The sequence below is a fragment of the Nocardioides sp. B129/18 genome, assembly GCF_055282735.1.
This window is the reverse complement of the sequence record NZ_JBUZJI010000024.1, coordinates 1-13,179: the sequence shown is the minus strand read 5'-3', so window position 1 is coordinate 13,179 and position 13,179 is coordinate 1. Positions and strand designations below refer to the sequence as shown.

17 protein-coding genes and 1 pseudogene are annotated in these 13,179 nt (G+C 74.8%); 5 read left to right on the top strand and 13 right to left on the bottom strand.

Going from position 1 to position 13,179, the window contains the following annotated elements; all coding sequences use genetic code 11:
* Window positions 1–15: 15 nt before the first annotated feature.
* Window positions 16–1,131, bottom strand: a complete 1,116-nt coding sequence (prfB, locus tag ACZDWJ_RS15630; RefSeq protein WP_463522316.1) for a peptide chain release factor 2 — start codon at window positions 1,129–1,131, stop codon at window positions 16–18.
* Window positions 1,132–1,201: 70 nt separating this feature from the next.
* Entirely contained in the window at window positions 1,202–1,726 is a 525-nt protein-coding gene (locus ACZDWJ_RS15625; RefSeq protein ID WP_463522314.1) for a CAP domain-containing protein, read from the bottom strand.
* A 270-nt stretch (window positions 1,727–1,996) separates the two neighbouring features.
* Here ACZDWJ_RS15625 and ACZDWJ_RS15620 point away from each other — a divergent pair, with 270 nt between their 5' ends.
* Window positions 1,997–2,425, top strand: a complete 429-nt coding sequence (locus ACZDWJ_RS15620; protein ID WP_463522312.1) for a hypothetical protein — start codon at window positions 1,997–1,999, stop codon at window positions 2,423–2,425.
* Between the two features lies 1 nt (window position 2,426).
* Here ACZDWJ_RS15620 and ACZDWJ_RS15615 read toward each other — a convergent pair whose 3' ends face one another.
* The 8 genes from ACZDWJ_RS15615 to bla all read right to left on the bottom strand — a co-directional run bounded on the left by ACZDWJ_RS15615 (window position 2,427) and on the right by bla (window position 8,100).
* Window positions 2,427–2,870 (bottom strand): pilus assembly protein TadG-related protein, encoded by a 444-nt coding sequence (locus tag ACZDWJ_RS15615; protein ID WP_463522310.1) that lies wholly within the window; start codon window positions 2,868–2,870, stop codon window positions 2,427–2,429.
* Window positions 2,867–3,322: a hypothetical protein gene (locus tag ACZDWJ_RS15610; RefSeq protein ID WP_463522308.1), complete on the bottom strand. Its 456-nt coding sequence runs from the start codon at window positions 3,320–3,322 to the stop codon at window positions 2,867–2,869. The genes ACZDWJ_RS15615 and ACZDWJ_RS15610 overlap by 4 nt, the downstream gene beginning before the upstream one ends.
* Window positions 3,319–3,711, bottom strand: a complete 393-nt coding sequence (locus ACZDWJ_RS15605; RefSeq protein ID WP_463522306.1) for a TadE/TadG family type IV pilus assembly protein — start codon at window positions 3,709–3,711, stop codon at window positions 3,319–3,321. Before ACZDWJ_RS15605 ends, ACZDWJ_RS15610 begins: the two co-directional genes overlap by 4 nt.
* Entirely contained in the window at window positions 3,708–3,935 is a 228-nt protein-coding gene (locus tag ACZDWJ_RS15600) for a hypothetical protein (protein ID WP_463522304.1), read from the bottom strand. Before ACZDWJ_RS15600 ends, ACZDWJ_RS15605 begins: the two co-directional genes overlap by 4 nt.
* A gap of 50 nt (window positions 3,936–3,985) precedes the next feature.
* Complete coding sequence (locus ACZDWJ_RS15595) at window positions 3,986–4,909, bottom strand: type II secretion system F family protein (RefSeq protein ID WP_463522302.1); 924 nt, start codon at window positions 4,907–4,909, stop codon at window positions 3,986–3,988.
* A complete protein-coding gene (locus tag ACZDWJ_RS15590) occupies window positions 4,906–5,757 on the bottom strand; it encodes a type II secretion system F family protein (protein WP_463522300.1) in 852 nt (283 codons plus the stop codon). Before ACZDWJ_RS15590 ends, ACZDWJ_RS15595 begins: the two co-directional genes overlap by 4 nt.
* 6 nt (window positions 5,758–5,763) lie before the next feature.
* Window positions 5,764–7,071: a CpaF family protein gene (locus ACZDWJ_RS15585; RefSeq protein ID WP_463522298.1), complete on the bottom strand. Its 1,308-nt coding sequence runs from the start codon at window positions 7,069–7,071 to the stop codon at window positions 5,764–5,766.
* A 114-nt stretch (window positions 7,072–7,185) separates the two neighbouring features.
* Window positions 7,186–8,100 (bottom strand): class A beta-lactamase, encoded by a 915-nt coding sequence (bla, locus tag ACZDWJ_RS15580; protein ID WP_463522296.1) that lies wholly within the window; start codon window positions 8,098–8,100, stop codon window positions 7,186–7,188.
* Between the two features lie 95 nt (window positions 8,101–8,195).
* Between bla and ACZDWJ_RS15575 the strand changes: the two genes are divergently transcribed.
* Window positions 8,196–9,071: a LysR family transcriptional regulator gene (locus ACZDWJ_RS15575; protein WP_463522294.1), complete on the top strand. Its 876-nt coding sequence runs from the start codon at window positions 8,196–8,198 to the stop codon at window positions 9,069–9,071.
* The gene (locus ACZDWJ_RS15570; protein ID WP_463522292.1) at window positions 9,068–9,985 is read left to right on the top strand and encodes a serine hydrolase; all 918 of its coding nucleotides are present in this window, start codon (window positions 9,068–9,070) and stop codon (window positions 9,983–9,985) included. The genes ACZDWJ_RS15575 and ACZDWJ_RS15570 overlap by 4 nt, the downstream gene beginning before the upstream one ends.
* 6 nt (window positions 9,986–9,991) lie before the next feature.
* On the opposite strand, the gene ACZDWJ_RS15565 is transcribed toward ACZDWJ_RS15570, so the two are convergent.
* Both ACZDWJ_RS15565 and ACZDWJ_RS15560 read right to left on the bottom strand, forming a co-directional pair.
* Window positions 9,992–10,498 carry a TspO/MBR family protein gene (locus ACZDWJ_RS15565; RefSeq protein ID WP_463522290.1) on the bottom strand — a complete coding sequence of 169 codons (507 nt, stop codon included), beginning with the start codon at window positions 10,496–10,498 and terminating at the stop codon, window positions 9,992–9,994.
* Between the two features lie 38 nt (window positions 10,499–10,536).
* Window positions 10,537–11,019, bottom strand: coding sequence for a hypothetical protein (locus ACZDWJ_RS15560; RefSeq protein WP_463522288.1), 483 nt, complete (start codon window positions 11,017–11,019; stop codon window positions 10,537–10,539).
* Window positions 11,020–11,593: 574 nt separating this feature from the next.
* On the opposite strand from ACZDWJ_RS15560, the gene ACZDWJ_RS15555 reads away from it, so the two are divergent.
* Together ACZDWJ_RS15555 and ACZDWJ_RS15550 are read left to right on the top strand one after the other, a co-directional pair.
* Entirely contained in the window at window positions 11,594–11,974 is a 381-nt protein-coding gene (locus ACZDWJ_RS15555; protein ID WP_463522286.1) for a hypothetical protein, read from the top strand.
* A gap of 135 nt (window positions 11,975–12,109) precedes the next feature.
* Entirely contained in the window at window positions 12,110–12,817 is a 708-nt protein-coding gene (locus ACZDWJ_RS15550) for a L,D-transpeptidase family protein (protein WP_463522284.1), read from the top strand.
* Window positions 12,818–12,838: 21 nt separating this feature from the next.
* Here the strand turns inward: ACZDWJ_RS15550 and ACZDWJ_RS15545 are convergent.
* Window positions 12,839–13,179: pseudogene (locus tag ACZDWJ_RS15545) on the bottom strand (hypothetical protein); the annotation flags it as partial.

Sequence of the window (13,179 nt, the reverse complement as noted above, 5' to 3'; positions counted from 1 at the left end):
GCCCGGTCTGTCAGATCAGGCGTCGGCCTTCTCGGTGTTGCGGCGCCAGCGGATGCCGGCCTCGAGGAAGTCGTCGATCTCGCCGTCGAAGACCGAGCTCGGGTTGCCCGACTCGTAGCCGGTGCGCAGGTCCTTGACGATCTGGTACGGGTTGAGCACGTAGTTGCGCATCTGGTCGCCCCAGGACGCCGCGACGTCGCCGCGCAGGCCGTCGAGCTGGGCCTTCTCCTCGGCCTTCTTCAGCGCCAGCAGCTTGGCCTTGAGCACCACCATGGCGCTGGCCTTGTTCTGCAGCTGGGACTTCTCGTTCTGGCAGGAGACCACCGTGCCGGTGGGGAGGTGGGTCAGGCGCACCGCGGAGTCGGTGGTGTTGACCGACTGCCCGCCGGGGCCGCCGGAGCGGAAGACGTCGACGCGGATCTCCTCGTCGGGGATCTCGATCTCGTCGGTCTGCTCGAGCACGGGCACGACCTCGACCGCGGCGAAGGAGGTCTGGCGGCGGCCCTGGTTGTCGAAGGGGCTGATGCGCACCAGGCGGTGGGTGCCGGCCTCGACGCTGAGCGTGCCGTAGGCGTAGGGCGCGTGGATGGCGAAGGTGGCCGACTTCAGGCCGGCCTCCTCGGCGTAGGAGGTGTCGAAGACCTCCACGGAGTACTTGTGCTGCTCGGCCCAGCGCGTGTACATGCGCATGAGCATCTCGGCGAAGTCGGCGGCGTCGACGCCGCCGGCGCCGGCGCGGATCGTCACGAGCGCCTCGCGGGCGTCGTACTCGCCGGAGAGCAGGGTGCGGACCTCGAGGGACTCCACCGAGCCCTTGATGGAGCCGAGCTCGCGCTCGGCCTCGGCGAGGGAGTCCGCGTCGCCCTCCTCCTGGCCGAGCTCGACGAGGACGCCGAGGTCCTCGATGCGGCTCATCAGGCCCTCGTAGCGCTCCATCTGACCCTGGAGGTCGGAGAGGCGGCCGGTGACGCGGGTGGCGTTGGCCTGGTCGTCCCAGAGGTCGGGTGCGGCGACCTGCTCGCCGAGGTCGGCGATCTCCGAGCGCATCTGGTCCAGGTCGAGCACCTGGCCGATGGTCTTCATCGTCGCCTGGAGCTGCTTGATCTCGACGTCGTAGTCAGGGCCTGCCACAAGGGGTCACCCTACGGGGCGCTCCCGCCTGCGGCCCACTCCCCGGCGTCGTCTGCGGGGCCACCAGCGGTCAGCGGGCGCGGCCGAAGACCTGCGAGACGTACCAGGTGCCGTCGCTGGACTGGCGCGCGGCGAGGCCGATCAGCTTGAAGTTGCCGTTGAGGATGTTGGCACGGTGGCCCGGCGAGTTCATCCAGGCGTTGACGAGCGACGTGCCGTTCTTGAAGCCGTAGGCGACGTTCTCGCCGGCCAGGTTGAGACCGCAGGTGCGCATGATCGGGCTGAGCGACTGGTGGTACATCTTCCGGCGGCTGGCCTGGTTGGTCGCCTGCTTGGCGGCGAAGCGCTGCAGGCAGGTGCTCTGCTTGAGCGCGACGCGGCCGTTCTTGGTGCGCTGGGCGTTGGTGGCGGCGATCGCCTCCTGCTGGTACTTGCCGGCCGCCGACACCTTCGCGCTGGCGGTGGGCGCGGTCGCAGCGGGGGCGGGGGCAGCCAGGACGCCTGCGGTCATGAGGACGGCTGCGAGCACTGCGCCGACGGCGGCGGGGGTACGACGTCGGGAGCTCTCGGAGCGCCGGGGGAAGCTCCACTCCATGCTCGGCAAACTACGCCGCCGACCGGGCTCCCGACAGGGGAATGGGTCCTTCGGGCTCCCTGCGTGAGCACATTCTCATCCGGTCTAGTCCACTCCCGCGTCGCATCCGGTACGCCCCCGGGCATCGGCTCACGCAGCGCCCGGGCGGACGCCCCCGCTGAGTCCCAGATCCCCCCGGGGGCCGGCACCCTTGCGGACCGGAGGGCGGTCCTTCAGCGTGGACTCATGACTCGGGGCGGATCTCGGAGAGGGCCTTCGCTGCCGCGCAGCGTGCGGCTGTGGTGGGTGGCGATCGGCGCGGGCGTCTTCGAGACGCTGCTGGTGCTGGCCGCGGTGGCGGCCGGGCACGGCCCGGATCTCTCGACGGGGGCACTGGTGGCCCAGGTGGCGGTGCGCAGCGTCGTGTTCGTGGTGGCGGGCGTGATGGTGGTGCGGCTGGCGCGGGGCTCCCGTGCGGCGGCCTGGGTGCTGACGCTGGGGCTGGGCGTCGTGGGTCTGGCCTCGCTGCTGGTGGGTCCGCTGGGGTGGCTGCTCGACGGCGCGCCCCTCGACGCGGTGCCGACCTCGGGGCTGGATCTGGCGTTCGCGCTCAGCCGCGTGGTGCACGTCGCGGCGGTGCTGGGCGCGACGGCCCTGATGTGGCGCGGCCCCAGCCGGGCGGAGCGAGCAGCGCGGGCGGCGCGGGCGACACGGGCCTGAGTCAGGGGTCGATCGTCGTGACGGCCGCTCCCGTGGAGCCGATCGTCGGACGGGCGGGCGAGCCGGGGATGGCGAGCGGCAGGTCGAGTCCGGCGTCGAGGCGCACGACGACCTCGGTGGGCCGCACCTCGACGGCGTAGCGCAGACCAGGGTGCTCGGCGAAGGCGCCGACGTCGCGCAGGTAGTCCTCGACGGCGGCCCGAGCGCTGGCGTCGTCGACCACGAGCCGCTGGTCGGCCACCCCGCCCTGGTAGGCGCGTCCGGCGGCGCCGAGGTCGGCGGCCTGGAGTGCAGCGCCGTCGGCGAGGGTGTCGAGCGACTGCCGCTGCAGGAACGCGGCGGTGGCGTCGACGACCAGGGCCACCGCGAGGGCCAGCACCAGCGCGAAGCCGATGATCAGCGGGGTCACCGAGCCCCGCTCATCGCGCACCGTCCGCCGGCTCATCGGTCGCGCTCCTGGAACTGGCCCACGGGCACCCGGTGGCTGGCGTCGAGCGCCACGCTGGGCGCGCCCCCGCCGAGGATGCGCGGCAGCAGCGGGAGGTCGACGCGGGTGTCGATGCGGACGCTGACGATCGAGGTGCCGGCATGGCAGTCGGTGGGGATCGGCTCGCAGGCGATGCTCACCCACACCGGCGCGTCGACGCCCTGGTCGCGCAGCGCGAGCCGGGCGGCCTCCTCGGCCCGCTGCCGTCCGGTGGCGTCATCGGGCGCGAGCACGAACGCGCGTCCGGCCGCGCGGGCGGCGCTGGAGGTGCCGTAGGCGCCGCGCTGCACCTCGAAGACGCTGAGCAGGATCCAGATCAGCGGGATCAGGAGCAGGATGCCGAGCCAGACGAACTCCACCAGCGCGGTGCCCCGCTCGTCGCGCGCGGCGGCTCGCCGGTGCCGCCTCACGGCTGCTCCTCGATCGCGCGGGAGGTGACGTCGAGCTCGACGGCAGGACCGCCGAGGCCGAGCGCTGGCACCCGCACGTGCACGGTGATCTGCGCCGCGGGCGCCCCGTCGACCAGCGTCGGCTGGTAGCGCACGCCCTCGGCGAAGCGGGCCGCGAGCGCCTGCGCGATCAGCTGACGGGTGCGCAGCACGCCGTCCCCGCCGTCGCGATCCAGGGTCGCGGCGTAGCGGGCGCCCTCGGCCGCGGCCGAGGCGACCGAGTTGCGCACGAACAGCACCAGCGCCACCTGCAGCACGCCGAGGACGAGCGGCACGAGCAGCACCAGCACGAGGACGACGTCGACGACGGCGGCTCCCCGCGCGTCGTGAGGCCGTCGGCGCCGGCTCACTTCACCGAGGACAGGGCGTCGGAGAGCATCTGCGAGAGCAGCGGCCCCGCGGTCTTGGTGAGGATGCCGACCAGCGCGACGCTCATGACGGTGACGAGCACCCAGCCCGGCACGTCGCCACGATCGTCGCGGCCGTCGCGGTGCTCACGCGTCGGTAGCGCCCCGGTGAGCAGGGCGATCAGCCGCAGGGCGAGGCCATCGCCGGTGTTCCGAATGGTTCCCATGGTGGTGCTCCTCTCGGTGCGGGGCGGCCCGATCCGCCCCGCGCGGGGGTCTAGGGGGCGGTGAGGTGAAGGCCCACGAGCCCGGGCCAGAACGCGAAGACGACGGTGATGGGCAGCACCAGGAAGACGACCGGCACCATCATCGCGATCTCCTTGCGCGAGGCGGACTCGATGAGCTCGCGGCGTCCGGACTCGCGGACGTCGGCGGCTTGGGCGTGGAGGACGTCGGCCAGCGGGGTTCCCCGCTCGACGGCGACGGCGAGGGCCTGGGCGAAGCGGGCGACCGACGGCAGCCCGGAGCGGCGGGAGTAGGCGTCGAAGGCGGCGGCGACCGGCTCGCCGGTGCGGATCTCGGCCAGCACGCGACGGAGGTCCTCGGCAAGCGCGCCGCTCCCGCGGCGCACCACTCGCTCCAGCGCCGCGACGGGGCTCTCGCCGGCGGCGACGGCGAGCGCGAGCAGCTCGGCGATGGTGGGGAACTCGACCAGCACGCGTCGGTCGCGAGAGGTGGCCTGCTGGCTCAGCCACCAGTCGCGCACGACGATGCCCCCGGCCAGCGAGGCGCCGAGCACGAGCACCGACGGAACGACGTCGGCCGGACGTCCCGGCGGCTGGAGGATCGTCCAGGCAGCGGCGACCGCGAGCCCGATCAGTCCCCATTGCACCTGCTGGACGCGGAAGGCCTGCACGTCGGGCTCGAGACCGGCCCGCTCGAGGCGGCGGCGCACCGATGCGGCCCCGCCGAGGACGTCGTCGACGCGGTAGGCGGCGGCCTCGAGGAGGTTCTGGACGATGCCCGTGCCGCCGCGCGCCGACCGCAGCCGCGACGCGGGGACCGCTGGGAGGTCCTGCAGGTAGGGCAGGACGCGGTCGGCCAGGCTCGGGCGCAGGATCGCGCGCACCCGCGCGAGGGCCAGCACCAGGCCCAGGCCCGCGATGAGGCCCAGGCCGGCTCCCGTCCAGGCCGGGCTCACGAGAGCACCCTCGGCTCCTCGGGCAGACGCCCGATCCAGATCATCGCCCGGTAGGCGACCACGCAGGCGACCGCGCCGCCGATCAGCACCGCCACGCCGCCCGGAGAGGAGTAGCGCCGGATCGCCTCGGACTGCCAGGCCATCAGCAGGAGCACGAGCCAGGGGGCCGCGACGGCCAGGCGCGCGGCGTTGACGGTCCAGGACTGGCGGGCCTCGAGCTCGGAGCGGGTGCGGGCGTCGTCGCGGAGGTAGCCGGAGAGGTTGCGCAGCAGCCGGCCGAGGTCGCCGCCGCCGACCTCGCGGGCCACCCGCAGGCCCTCGCAGACGCGATCGCCGGTGGGGTCGGCGAGGCGCTCCTTGAGCCGGTCCAGGCAGTCGCCGAAGCGCCCGGTGGACTGGTAGTCGAGCGCGAAGGCGCGGAAGGCGGCCTGCAGCGGCTCGGGGCCGCGCTCAGCCAGGCCGGCGAGCGCGTCCGGCAGGGACAGCCCGGCGCGGACGCCGCTGGCGAGATGGTCGACCGCCTCGGGCCAGACCTCGGCGAGCTCGCGCTGGCGCCGCCGTGCCCGGGTGGCGAGGGCGGTGTAGGGCAGGTAGCCGCCGAGAGCGGCGAAGACCAGCGCGACAGGGACGGTGCCGGAGACGGCCTGGACGGTGAGTCCCGCCACCAGACCCGAGACGAGGCAGACGGCGCCGAGGCCGCCGGCTCCCAGCCGTCCGGCGCCGGCGCGGGTGAGCATCTGCGCCGTGCGTCCCCCCGTGCGCGGGGCGCGGGGACGGCGCGGGATCGTGAAGGAGCTCCACACCAGGAACAGCCCGATGCCGAGCAGCAGTCCGAGGACGACGCCCATCGGCCCTCACTCCCCCGCCCCATGCGACGGCTCGTGCAGGAGCCGGCGGACGTCGATGCCGACCCGCGCGAACGCCTCAGCGCGCGGTGCGGCGCCCCCGGTGCGACGCAGCTCTCCGTCGGTGCGCACGAAGAGCGGCTCGGCCTCGATGACGCCGTTCTCGACCCGTCCGGGCACCCCGACGATCTCGAGCACGCGCCGCTGCCCCGCGGCGTCGAGCCCGAGGTGGACGACGAGGTCGACCGAGGAGGCGACGGTGGGCACCACGAACGCCGAGGAGATGTTCTCGCCGGCCAGCAGCGGCAGCGTGCAGAGCTTGACCAGGGCCTCGCGCGCGCTGTTGGCGTGCAGGGTGCCCATGCCCGGCAGCCCGGAGTTCAGCGCGAGCAGGAGGTCGAGCGCCTCGGCGGCACGCACCTCGCCGACGATCAGCCGGCTCGGGCGCATGCGCAGAGCCTCCTTGACGAGGTCGCGCAGCACGACCTCGCCCGTGCCCTCCAAGCCGGACTGACGGGTCTGCATGGCGACCCAGTCGGGGTGGGGGAAGCGCAGCTCGAAGACCTCTTCCGCGCTGACGATGCGCTCGCCGCCGGGCACCGCGGCGGCCAGGCAGTTGAGCAGCGTGGTCTTGCCGGCCTGGGTGCCACCGGCCACCAGGACGTTGAGCCCGGCCCTGACCGCGGCCTCCAGGAAGGAGGCGGCCAGCGGGGTCATCGACCCCAGGGACACCAGGTCGATGAGCCGGTTGGCGCGGACGGTGAACTTGCGGATGTTCACCGCGGAGAAGCCCCGGCTGATGCCCTCGAGGACGACGTGGAGACGGTGGCCGCCCGGCAGCATCGCGTCGACGAAGGGCGTCGAGAGGTCGATGCGACGGCCGCTGGAAGCCAGCATGCGCTCGACGAGCTCGTCGACCTGGGCGCTGGTGAGGATCAGGTTGGTGAGCTCGTGGCGTCCGTGCCGCGCCACGAAGACGCGGTCGGGGGCGTTGATCCACACCTCCTCGACGTCGGGGTCCTCCAGGAACGGCTGCAGCGGCCCGAAGCCGGCCACGCGCGCCAGCAGCTCGGTGACGACCGCCTCAGGGTCGACGAGCGCGGAGACCGAGCCCGTCAGCGCCCGCTGGTCGTGCTCGGCGACGGCCTGCCCGGCCACCCGCCGCACGACGTCGGGCTCTCGCTGGGGGTCGACGCCCTCAGCGCGCACCAGCTCGCGCACCCGGCGATCGAGGGCGTCGAGCACCGCGGAGGGCACCGGCGGCGCCGCAGGCGCGACCGGCTGGCGCGCAGGCGCGGCGGCATGCGTCACGGTCATGCGGACTCCGTCCCGAGATCAAAGGAGGCCTGGACTGCGAAGGTACGTGCAGGCCCGTCTACCCGGAAGAGGGCCGGATCAATCTGTGGAGAACGCGCGCCGCGGCGCGAGGGGTCAGGACAGGCGGTCTGCGACGACCTTCGCGGCCGCCGCGACCAGCGCGTCGTCGGTGGCGGCACTCGGGTCGTCATGGGTCGTGAGCACCGCGACGAGGATCGGCGCGCGGCCCGGCGGGCGCACGACGGCGAGGTCGTTGCGGGTGCCGTAGGAGGCCGAGCCGGTCTTGTCGCCCACCCTCCAGCCGGCCGGGAACTGGGCCCGGATCAGCGTCAGCCCGGTGCTGGCGCGATCCAGCGAGCGCAGCAGCAGGCGACGGTCGAACGGCGGCAGCGCGGAGCCCAGGACGTAGCGGCCGAACGAGCCGACGAGCGCCCGGGGCGTGGTCGTGTCGCGAGGATCGCCCGGGATCGCGGAGTTGAGGTCGGGCTCGATCCGGTCGACCGACGTGGTGCGATCTCCCAGCGCCCGCAGCGAGCGCTCCACCCCCGCCGGCCCACCGAGCAGCTCGAACAGCTCGTTGCCGGCGGTGTTGTCGCTGACCTCGATCGCGGCCGCGATGACCTGCCGCACGGTGAGGCCGTCGGCCACGTGCTGGGAGGTCACCGGCGAGTTGGCCACCACCTCGTCGGCGGTCCAGGTGAGGCGACGGTCGAGGTCGCGCGCGTCGAGGCGACGCAGCACCGCGCCGGCCGCCAGCGCCTTGATCGTCGAGGCGTAGGCGAACCGCTCGTCGGCCCGGTAGGCCACCGTCCGGCCCGTGCCGGTGTCGACGGCGTAGACGCCCAGTCGGGCGTCGGCGGCGCGCTCCAGCGCGGCTAGCCGCGCGGTGACGTCGGAGGAGCAGGCAAGGGCGGTGATCGGCGGACGGTCGCGGGCCTCGGCCGACGACGGGCCGAGCGGCGCCGCTGCGGCGAGCACGGCGGCGAGGCAGGCGAGGGATCCGGCGGCACGGCGGGAGATGCGGCTCATGGCCTCGATGCTGCGCCGAGCCGCTCATGCCGTCGAAGACGGATGCGTGCTGTTCCATGCCGGATCGACATGAGTGCCTCGGCTAGCCTCGGCGCGTGGACCTGCTCCCCCTGTGCCGCGCGTTCGTCGCCGTGGCCGAGCGCGGCAGCTTCACCCGCGGAGCCGCGGCCGCCGGCATGTCGCAGCCGGTGGCCAGCCGCCGCATCGCCGCCCTGGAGCGGCACGTCGGCGGGCTCCTGCTCGACCGCTCCGCGCGGCGGCCCTCCCCCACCCCGCTGGGTCGTCGCCTCCTGCCGGGAGCGCGTCGGCTGATCGCCGCCGCCGACGCCTTCGAGCTCGACGCCGAGGAGGGCCGGCTCGACGCACTGCACCTGGCCGTGCCCGACGGCTGGGACGCCCGCGACGCCGCCGCCGTCGAGATCGCCGGAGCCGACCACGGACTGCGCCTGGTGCTGGTGCCGACCGCACCCGGCGAGCGCGTCGCCGCGCTGACCGAGCACCGGGCCGGGGCCGCCGTCGTGCCCACCGCCGCCGACCTGGCGCACTGGACCTGCCCGCTCGGCCTCGCCAGCGCCGTCCCCGGCGACGACGTCGCGCACCTGCACGCCCTGCGGCCATACCGCGGCCGTCAGGACGCGCCGCGGGTGTGGCTGCTGCCCGAGGACGACGTGCCGGCGGTGCGCGATCCGCTCGCTGCCGCCGTCGACGCCGCCGGACTGCGGCCGCGCCAGCTCGTCGTCGCGGCGTCCGCCGGATCAGCGCTCGCGGCCGCCCTGACCAGTCACGACGTCGTGGTGGCCGGCAGCGCCGATGCCGCGCGGTGGCAGCTGGCGTGGTCCCCGCTGGCGCACCCCGCCCTGGTGCGCGCGCACGCGCTGGTCACCGACGGCAGCCGGGCGGTGTCCGCGCTGCTGCCGGCCCTGGCCGAGCCGATCGCCCGGGCCCTCGGCGCGACGGCGGCGTCACGGTGAGCCGTCTCGAGCGGGATCTGCGTCGCGAGCTCGACGACGCCGGCCTCGACGGATGGTTCCTCGTGCGCGACCTGCGCACCGGCGAGGAGATCGGCCTCGACCCCGACATCGTGGTGCCCGCGGCGTCGCTGGTGAAGGTGCCGCTCGGGCTGGCGGTGCTCGACCGCATCAGCGCCGGCGAGCTCGATGCCGCGGCACCGCTGCCGCTGGAGCCCGGTGCCGGCGCCGTGCCCGGGGCGCCGGGCGTGCCGCAGTTCCGTCACGCGGTCGCGCCTGCGCTGGAGGACGTGCTCTACCTGGCCGTCGCGCTCAGCGACAACGCCGCCGCCGATGCGCTGCTGGCCCTGGTTCCGCCGGACGACGTCACCGCCTGGCTGCGCACGCACGGGATCGACGGCCTGGTGGTGCGCCACGACGTCGGCGAGCTCGGGCGGACTCCGCTCGAGGCGATGCCGGACGACCCCGACCTCGCGCTCACCCTCGCGACGCGGGGCGCAACGACGGGCAGCGGCCACCGGGTGCGCCAGCTCGACGTCGGCCGCGCCAGCACCACCACCGCCCGCGCCCAGGCCGACCTCCTGCGGCTCGTGTGGCGGCCCGACGGCGCGCTCGACGAGCCGGTGGCCGCCCACATGCGTCAGCTGCTCGGCCAGAACGTGATGCGTCAGCGGCTGTGGCCCGACTTCGCCTCGGACTCCACCACCTGGTCCTCGAAGACCGGGACGCTGCTCACCCTGCGGCACGAGGCCGGCGTGGTCGAGCACGCCGACGGAGACCGACTCGCCGTCGTCGCGCTGACGTCGTCGCGGGTGACGGCCGCGACCCAGCCCGCGGCCGAGGCGACCGCCGGATCGGTGGCGCGGCGCCTGCACGACCACCTGCGCGGACGGGGGCCGGGCGGCGGCTCGGCCTGAGCCTCCTCAGTTCAGGACGACGATGCCGGCGTTGAGCGCGGTCGCGAACGCCACCCACGCCAGGTACGGCACCAGCAGCCAGGCGGCCGTCGTCGAGGTGCGCCGGAACACCGCGATCGTGGCCGCCACGGCGACCAGCAGCGCCACGATCTCCACCAGCGCCACGGTGTAGAGGTCGGCGGCGAAGAACAGCGGCGTCCACGCCAGGTTGAGCACCAGCTGCACGCCCCACACCACCAGCGCCGGACGTCCGCCGCCGCTGCGCCAGGCCAGCCAGCCGGCGACGGCGATCATCACGTAGAGCACCGTCCACACGGGGCCGAAGACCCACGACGGCGGTGCGTACGGCGGCAGCTCGAGGCTGCGGTAGGTCTGCGAGGACGACGCCGCCGCCAGCCCGCCGACGCCGGAGGCGATCGCCACCGCCACCAGGAACGGCAGCAGCGTCAGCCATCCCCGGGCGCCCGAGGACGCGGGGGCGGAGGGGACACGGTGCGTGGAGGTGGTGGCCATGCCTCCAGCGTTCCCTGCTCGCGGCTCCATGCCGCCTCTCACGCCCCCTGGGGTGAGAGGCGCTCGCGGAGGGCGCGGATCGCGGGGTCCTGCGCCACGTCGCGGCCGACCAGGACCACGGGGGTGGCGGACGTCAGCACCGCCACGGTCGGCGGATCGCTCCACTCGGTGCGCGGCACGTCGACCACCGCGAGCAGGTCCGCGACGGGCAGCTCGACGGCCACGCGATCCGTCCCGCGGGCGTCCGCGATGCGCAGGCTCGCGTCGGTGACCTCCAGGCGCACCGGGCGCGGGCGGGCGCCCTCGAGCACGGTCTGCTCTCCCTGGAGCAGGGGCCACAGGCGCACCCCGCGGCGCCGCCGCTGCCGCGTCCAGATCAGGCCGAAGGCACTGCCGTACAGGACGGCGAGGAACGCGACGACGCCCAGCAGCTCGGCACCGGAGAGACGCGTCGCGGCCACCAGCACGACGACCCCGACGCCGAGGAGGTTGACCGTGATCAACGCCAGCCGCAGCGACACCGCGAGCGTCTCCCGGGACTGCGCCGAGCGCGAGGACGAAGCCCACCACGATCGCCGCTGACAGCGCGAGCAGGTAGAGGACGTGCACCTGATAGAGGGCCGAGACCCTGCGGGTGGCGGGCTCGACGCGCTGCTCGCGCAGCAGCGGGTCGTCGCGCAGGTCGAAGGCCGTGGCGGTGGCGGGGTCGACGTCACCGGCCGGCAGGGCCCGGGCGGGCACCGTGCGCTCGACGAGGGCCCAGTCCGTGGCCACCGACGCGAGCCGCCGGTGATCGCGACGGGCCCGCGCCAGGCCGGAGGCCGCCGTGAGCGAGTGCGCGACCGCGAGGCTCCCGGCGACGGCACGAGGCCTGGCGGCGCCCGGCGTCAGGGCGATGCCGGCGAGCCAGCCCGCCCCGGCTCCGAGCAGCACCCACGGAAGGCCCTCCAGGCCGCGCCGCCATCGCAGCGGAAGGGCACGCACCTGGGCGGCCCCGACCCGCTCGGCCCGCGCGCGGAGCAGCTCGCCGCGCGTGGCCGGCACCGGACGACCGTCCGGGAGCAGCACCGGCGACCCCTGGGGCAGGCCCGGAGAATGGACGGCTGCGAGGGACCGGCCGAGCAGCACCAGGCCCCGCTCGGGCGTCAGCACGGCGGCGCGCTCGCGGCCGCCCGCGCGTGGGAGCCGCAGCGCCCACCCGAGGCCGAGCAGCGCGACGACGAGGAGCGGGACGGCGAGCGCCCAGCCCACGCCCCGGCCGCCGTCGGGCTCCAGGGCCAGGGCGAGCCCCACCACAGCACCGGCCAGGGCGACCAGCCCCGGCAACGCCTGCAGGAGGGCGAGCGCGGCGGTGCCGCGACGACGCGCCGAGCGCAGCCCGTCCCGCTGACGACGCAGCAGCTCCAGGCGGGTCGGCGCGTCTCGCAGGACGTCGTCGCGGACGGGGTCTGGCACGAGCGGCTCCCGAGATGCTGAGGCGGGGACGGGCGTCCAAGGGACACCGCGCCGGCTCGGACGGCAGACGCCGGATCCTCGCGACCCACCCGGCGGAGCGCTTCCCACGGGACCCGCGGTGGGCGACGATGGCCGCCGACCCCCTTGGAGGAACCCGTGCGCCGCAGCCCCGCCCTGATCCTCGTCGCTCTCGTGATCGCCCTGACCGGCACCCTCGTCGGTCCGGGCGCCGAGGCGTCGAGCACCCTCGCCACCCAGCAGCGTCAGCTGCGCTACCTCGGCTGCAACCCCGGCCCGGTCGACGGGAAGGCGGGGCTGATGACCAAGGCGGCCGTCATCCGGTTCCAGGCCGCCAACTCGCTGAGCCAGAGCGGCCGCATCGACACCGCCACCCGTCAGCGACTCTCCTCGGCCAAGCGCATCTGGTGCAGCAAGCGGCCGATCCCCGCGAAGTCCGGATCGGGTCGACGCATCGTCATCGACCAGTCGCAGAACTGGGTGTGGCTGGTCGGCAGCGACGGTCGCTCGGACTGGCAGAACGGCATCATCGACAACACCGGCGAGCTCAAGCCCGGCAGCTACACCACCGGCTCGAAGTGCGGACGCGCGGCGCGGATCCGTCGCAACACCTCGATGAGCGGCTCGGTGGCGCTGGACTACTTCGTGCGGTTCGCGCCCTGCGGCATCGGCTTCCACCGCATCCCCACCGACCGCCAGGACCACGACGACCAGATCCACCCCGACTGGTGGCTCGGCACGAACTTCTCCGAGTCCCACGGCTGCATCCGGCTGAGCAAGACCACCGCCGCGAAGGTCTGGTACTTCACCAGCAAGGGGACGACGAAGGTCGTCGTCGTCCGCTGACCCGCTCCCCGGCCCGGGTGCTCAGCCGGCGGCGGGCGTCTCGGCGTCGTGCCGCACCGGGCAGCCGCGCAGCCCCGGGACCGGGAAGGTGCCCAGCTCCTCGACGCGGTGACCGTCGGGGTAGGAGCGGATCCACGGCAGGTCCTCGACCTGCAGGGGCGTCACCCGGGCCGGGAAGCGGCGCAGCGCCCGGCCGCGCGCCTTGAGCGCGCCGCGGGAGAGGGCCTGCACCAGCGGCGACGGGGCGGCGTACCCGAAGGCGCGGCGCAGGTCGTCGTCCATGAGGGCTCGGCTGAACGTCTCGACGGCGCGGCCAGCAGCGCGAGCGCCGAGACCGCCAGCCAGGCGAGCAGCACCGAGCG

What these genes read in the sequence shown, in the direction of transcription:
- ACZDWJ_RS15625 (WP_463522314.1), bottom strand. Translation starts at nt 1,726, where the DNA reads ATGGAGTGGAGCTTCCCCCGGCGCTCCGAGAGCTCCCGACGTCGTACC.
- ACZDWJ_RS15615 (WP_463522310.1), bottom strand. Translation starts at nt 2,870, where the DNA reads ATGAGCCGGCGGACGGTGCGCGATGAGCGGGGCTCGGTGACCCCGCTG.
- ACZDWJ_RS15600 (WP_463522304.1), bottom strand. Translation starts at nt 3,935, where the DNA reads ATGGGAACCATTCGGAACACCGGCGATGGCCTCGCCCTGCGGCTGATC.
- ACZDWJ_RS15590 (WP_463522300.1), bottom strand. Translation starts at nt 5,757, where the DNA reads ATGGGCGTCGTCCTCGGACTGCTGCTCGGCATCGGGCTGTTCCTGGTG.
- ACZDWJ_RS15585 (WP_463522298.1), bottom strand. Translation starts at nt 7,071, where the DNA reads ATGACCGTGACGCATGCCGCCGCGCCTGCGCGCCAGCCGGTCGCGCCT.
- bla (WP_463522296.1), bottom strand. Translation starts at nt 8,100, where the DNA reads ATGAGCCGCATCTCCCGCCGTGCCGCCGGATCCCTCGCCTGCCTCGCC.
- ACZDWJ_RS15565 (WP_463522290.1), bottom strand. Translation starts at nt 10,498, where the DNA reads ATGGCCACCACCTCCACGCACCGTGTCCCCTCCGCCCCCGCGTCCTCG.
- ACZDWJ_RS15555 (WP_463522286.1), top strand. Translation starts at nt 11,594, where the DNA reads ATGGACGGCTGCGAGGGACCGGCCGAGCAGCACCAGGCCCCGCTCGGG.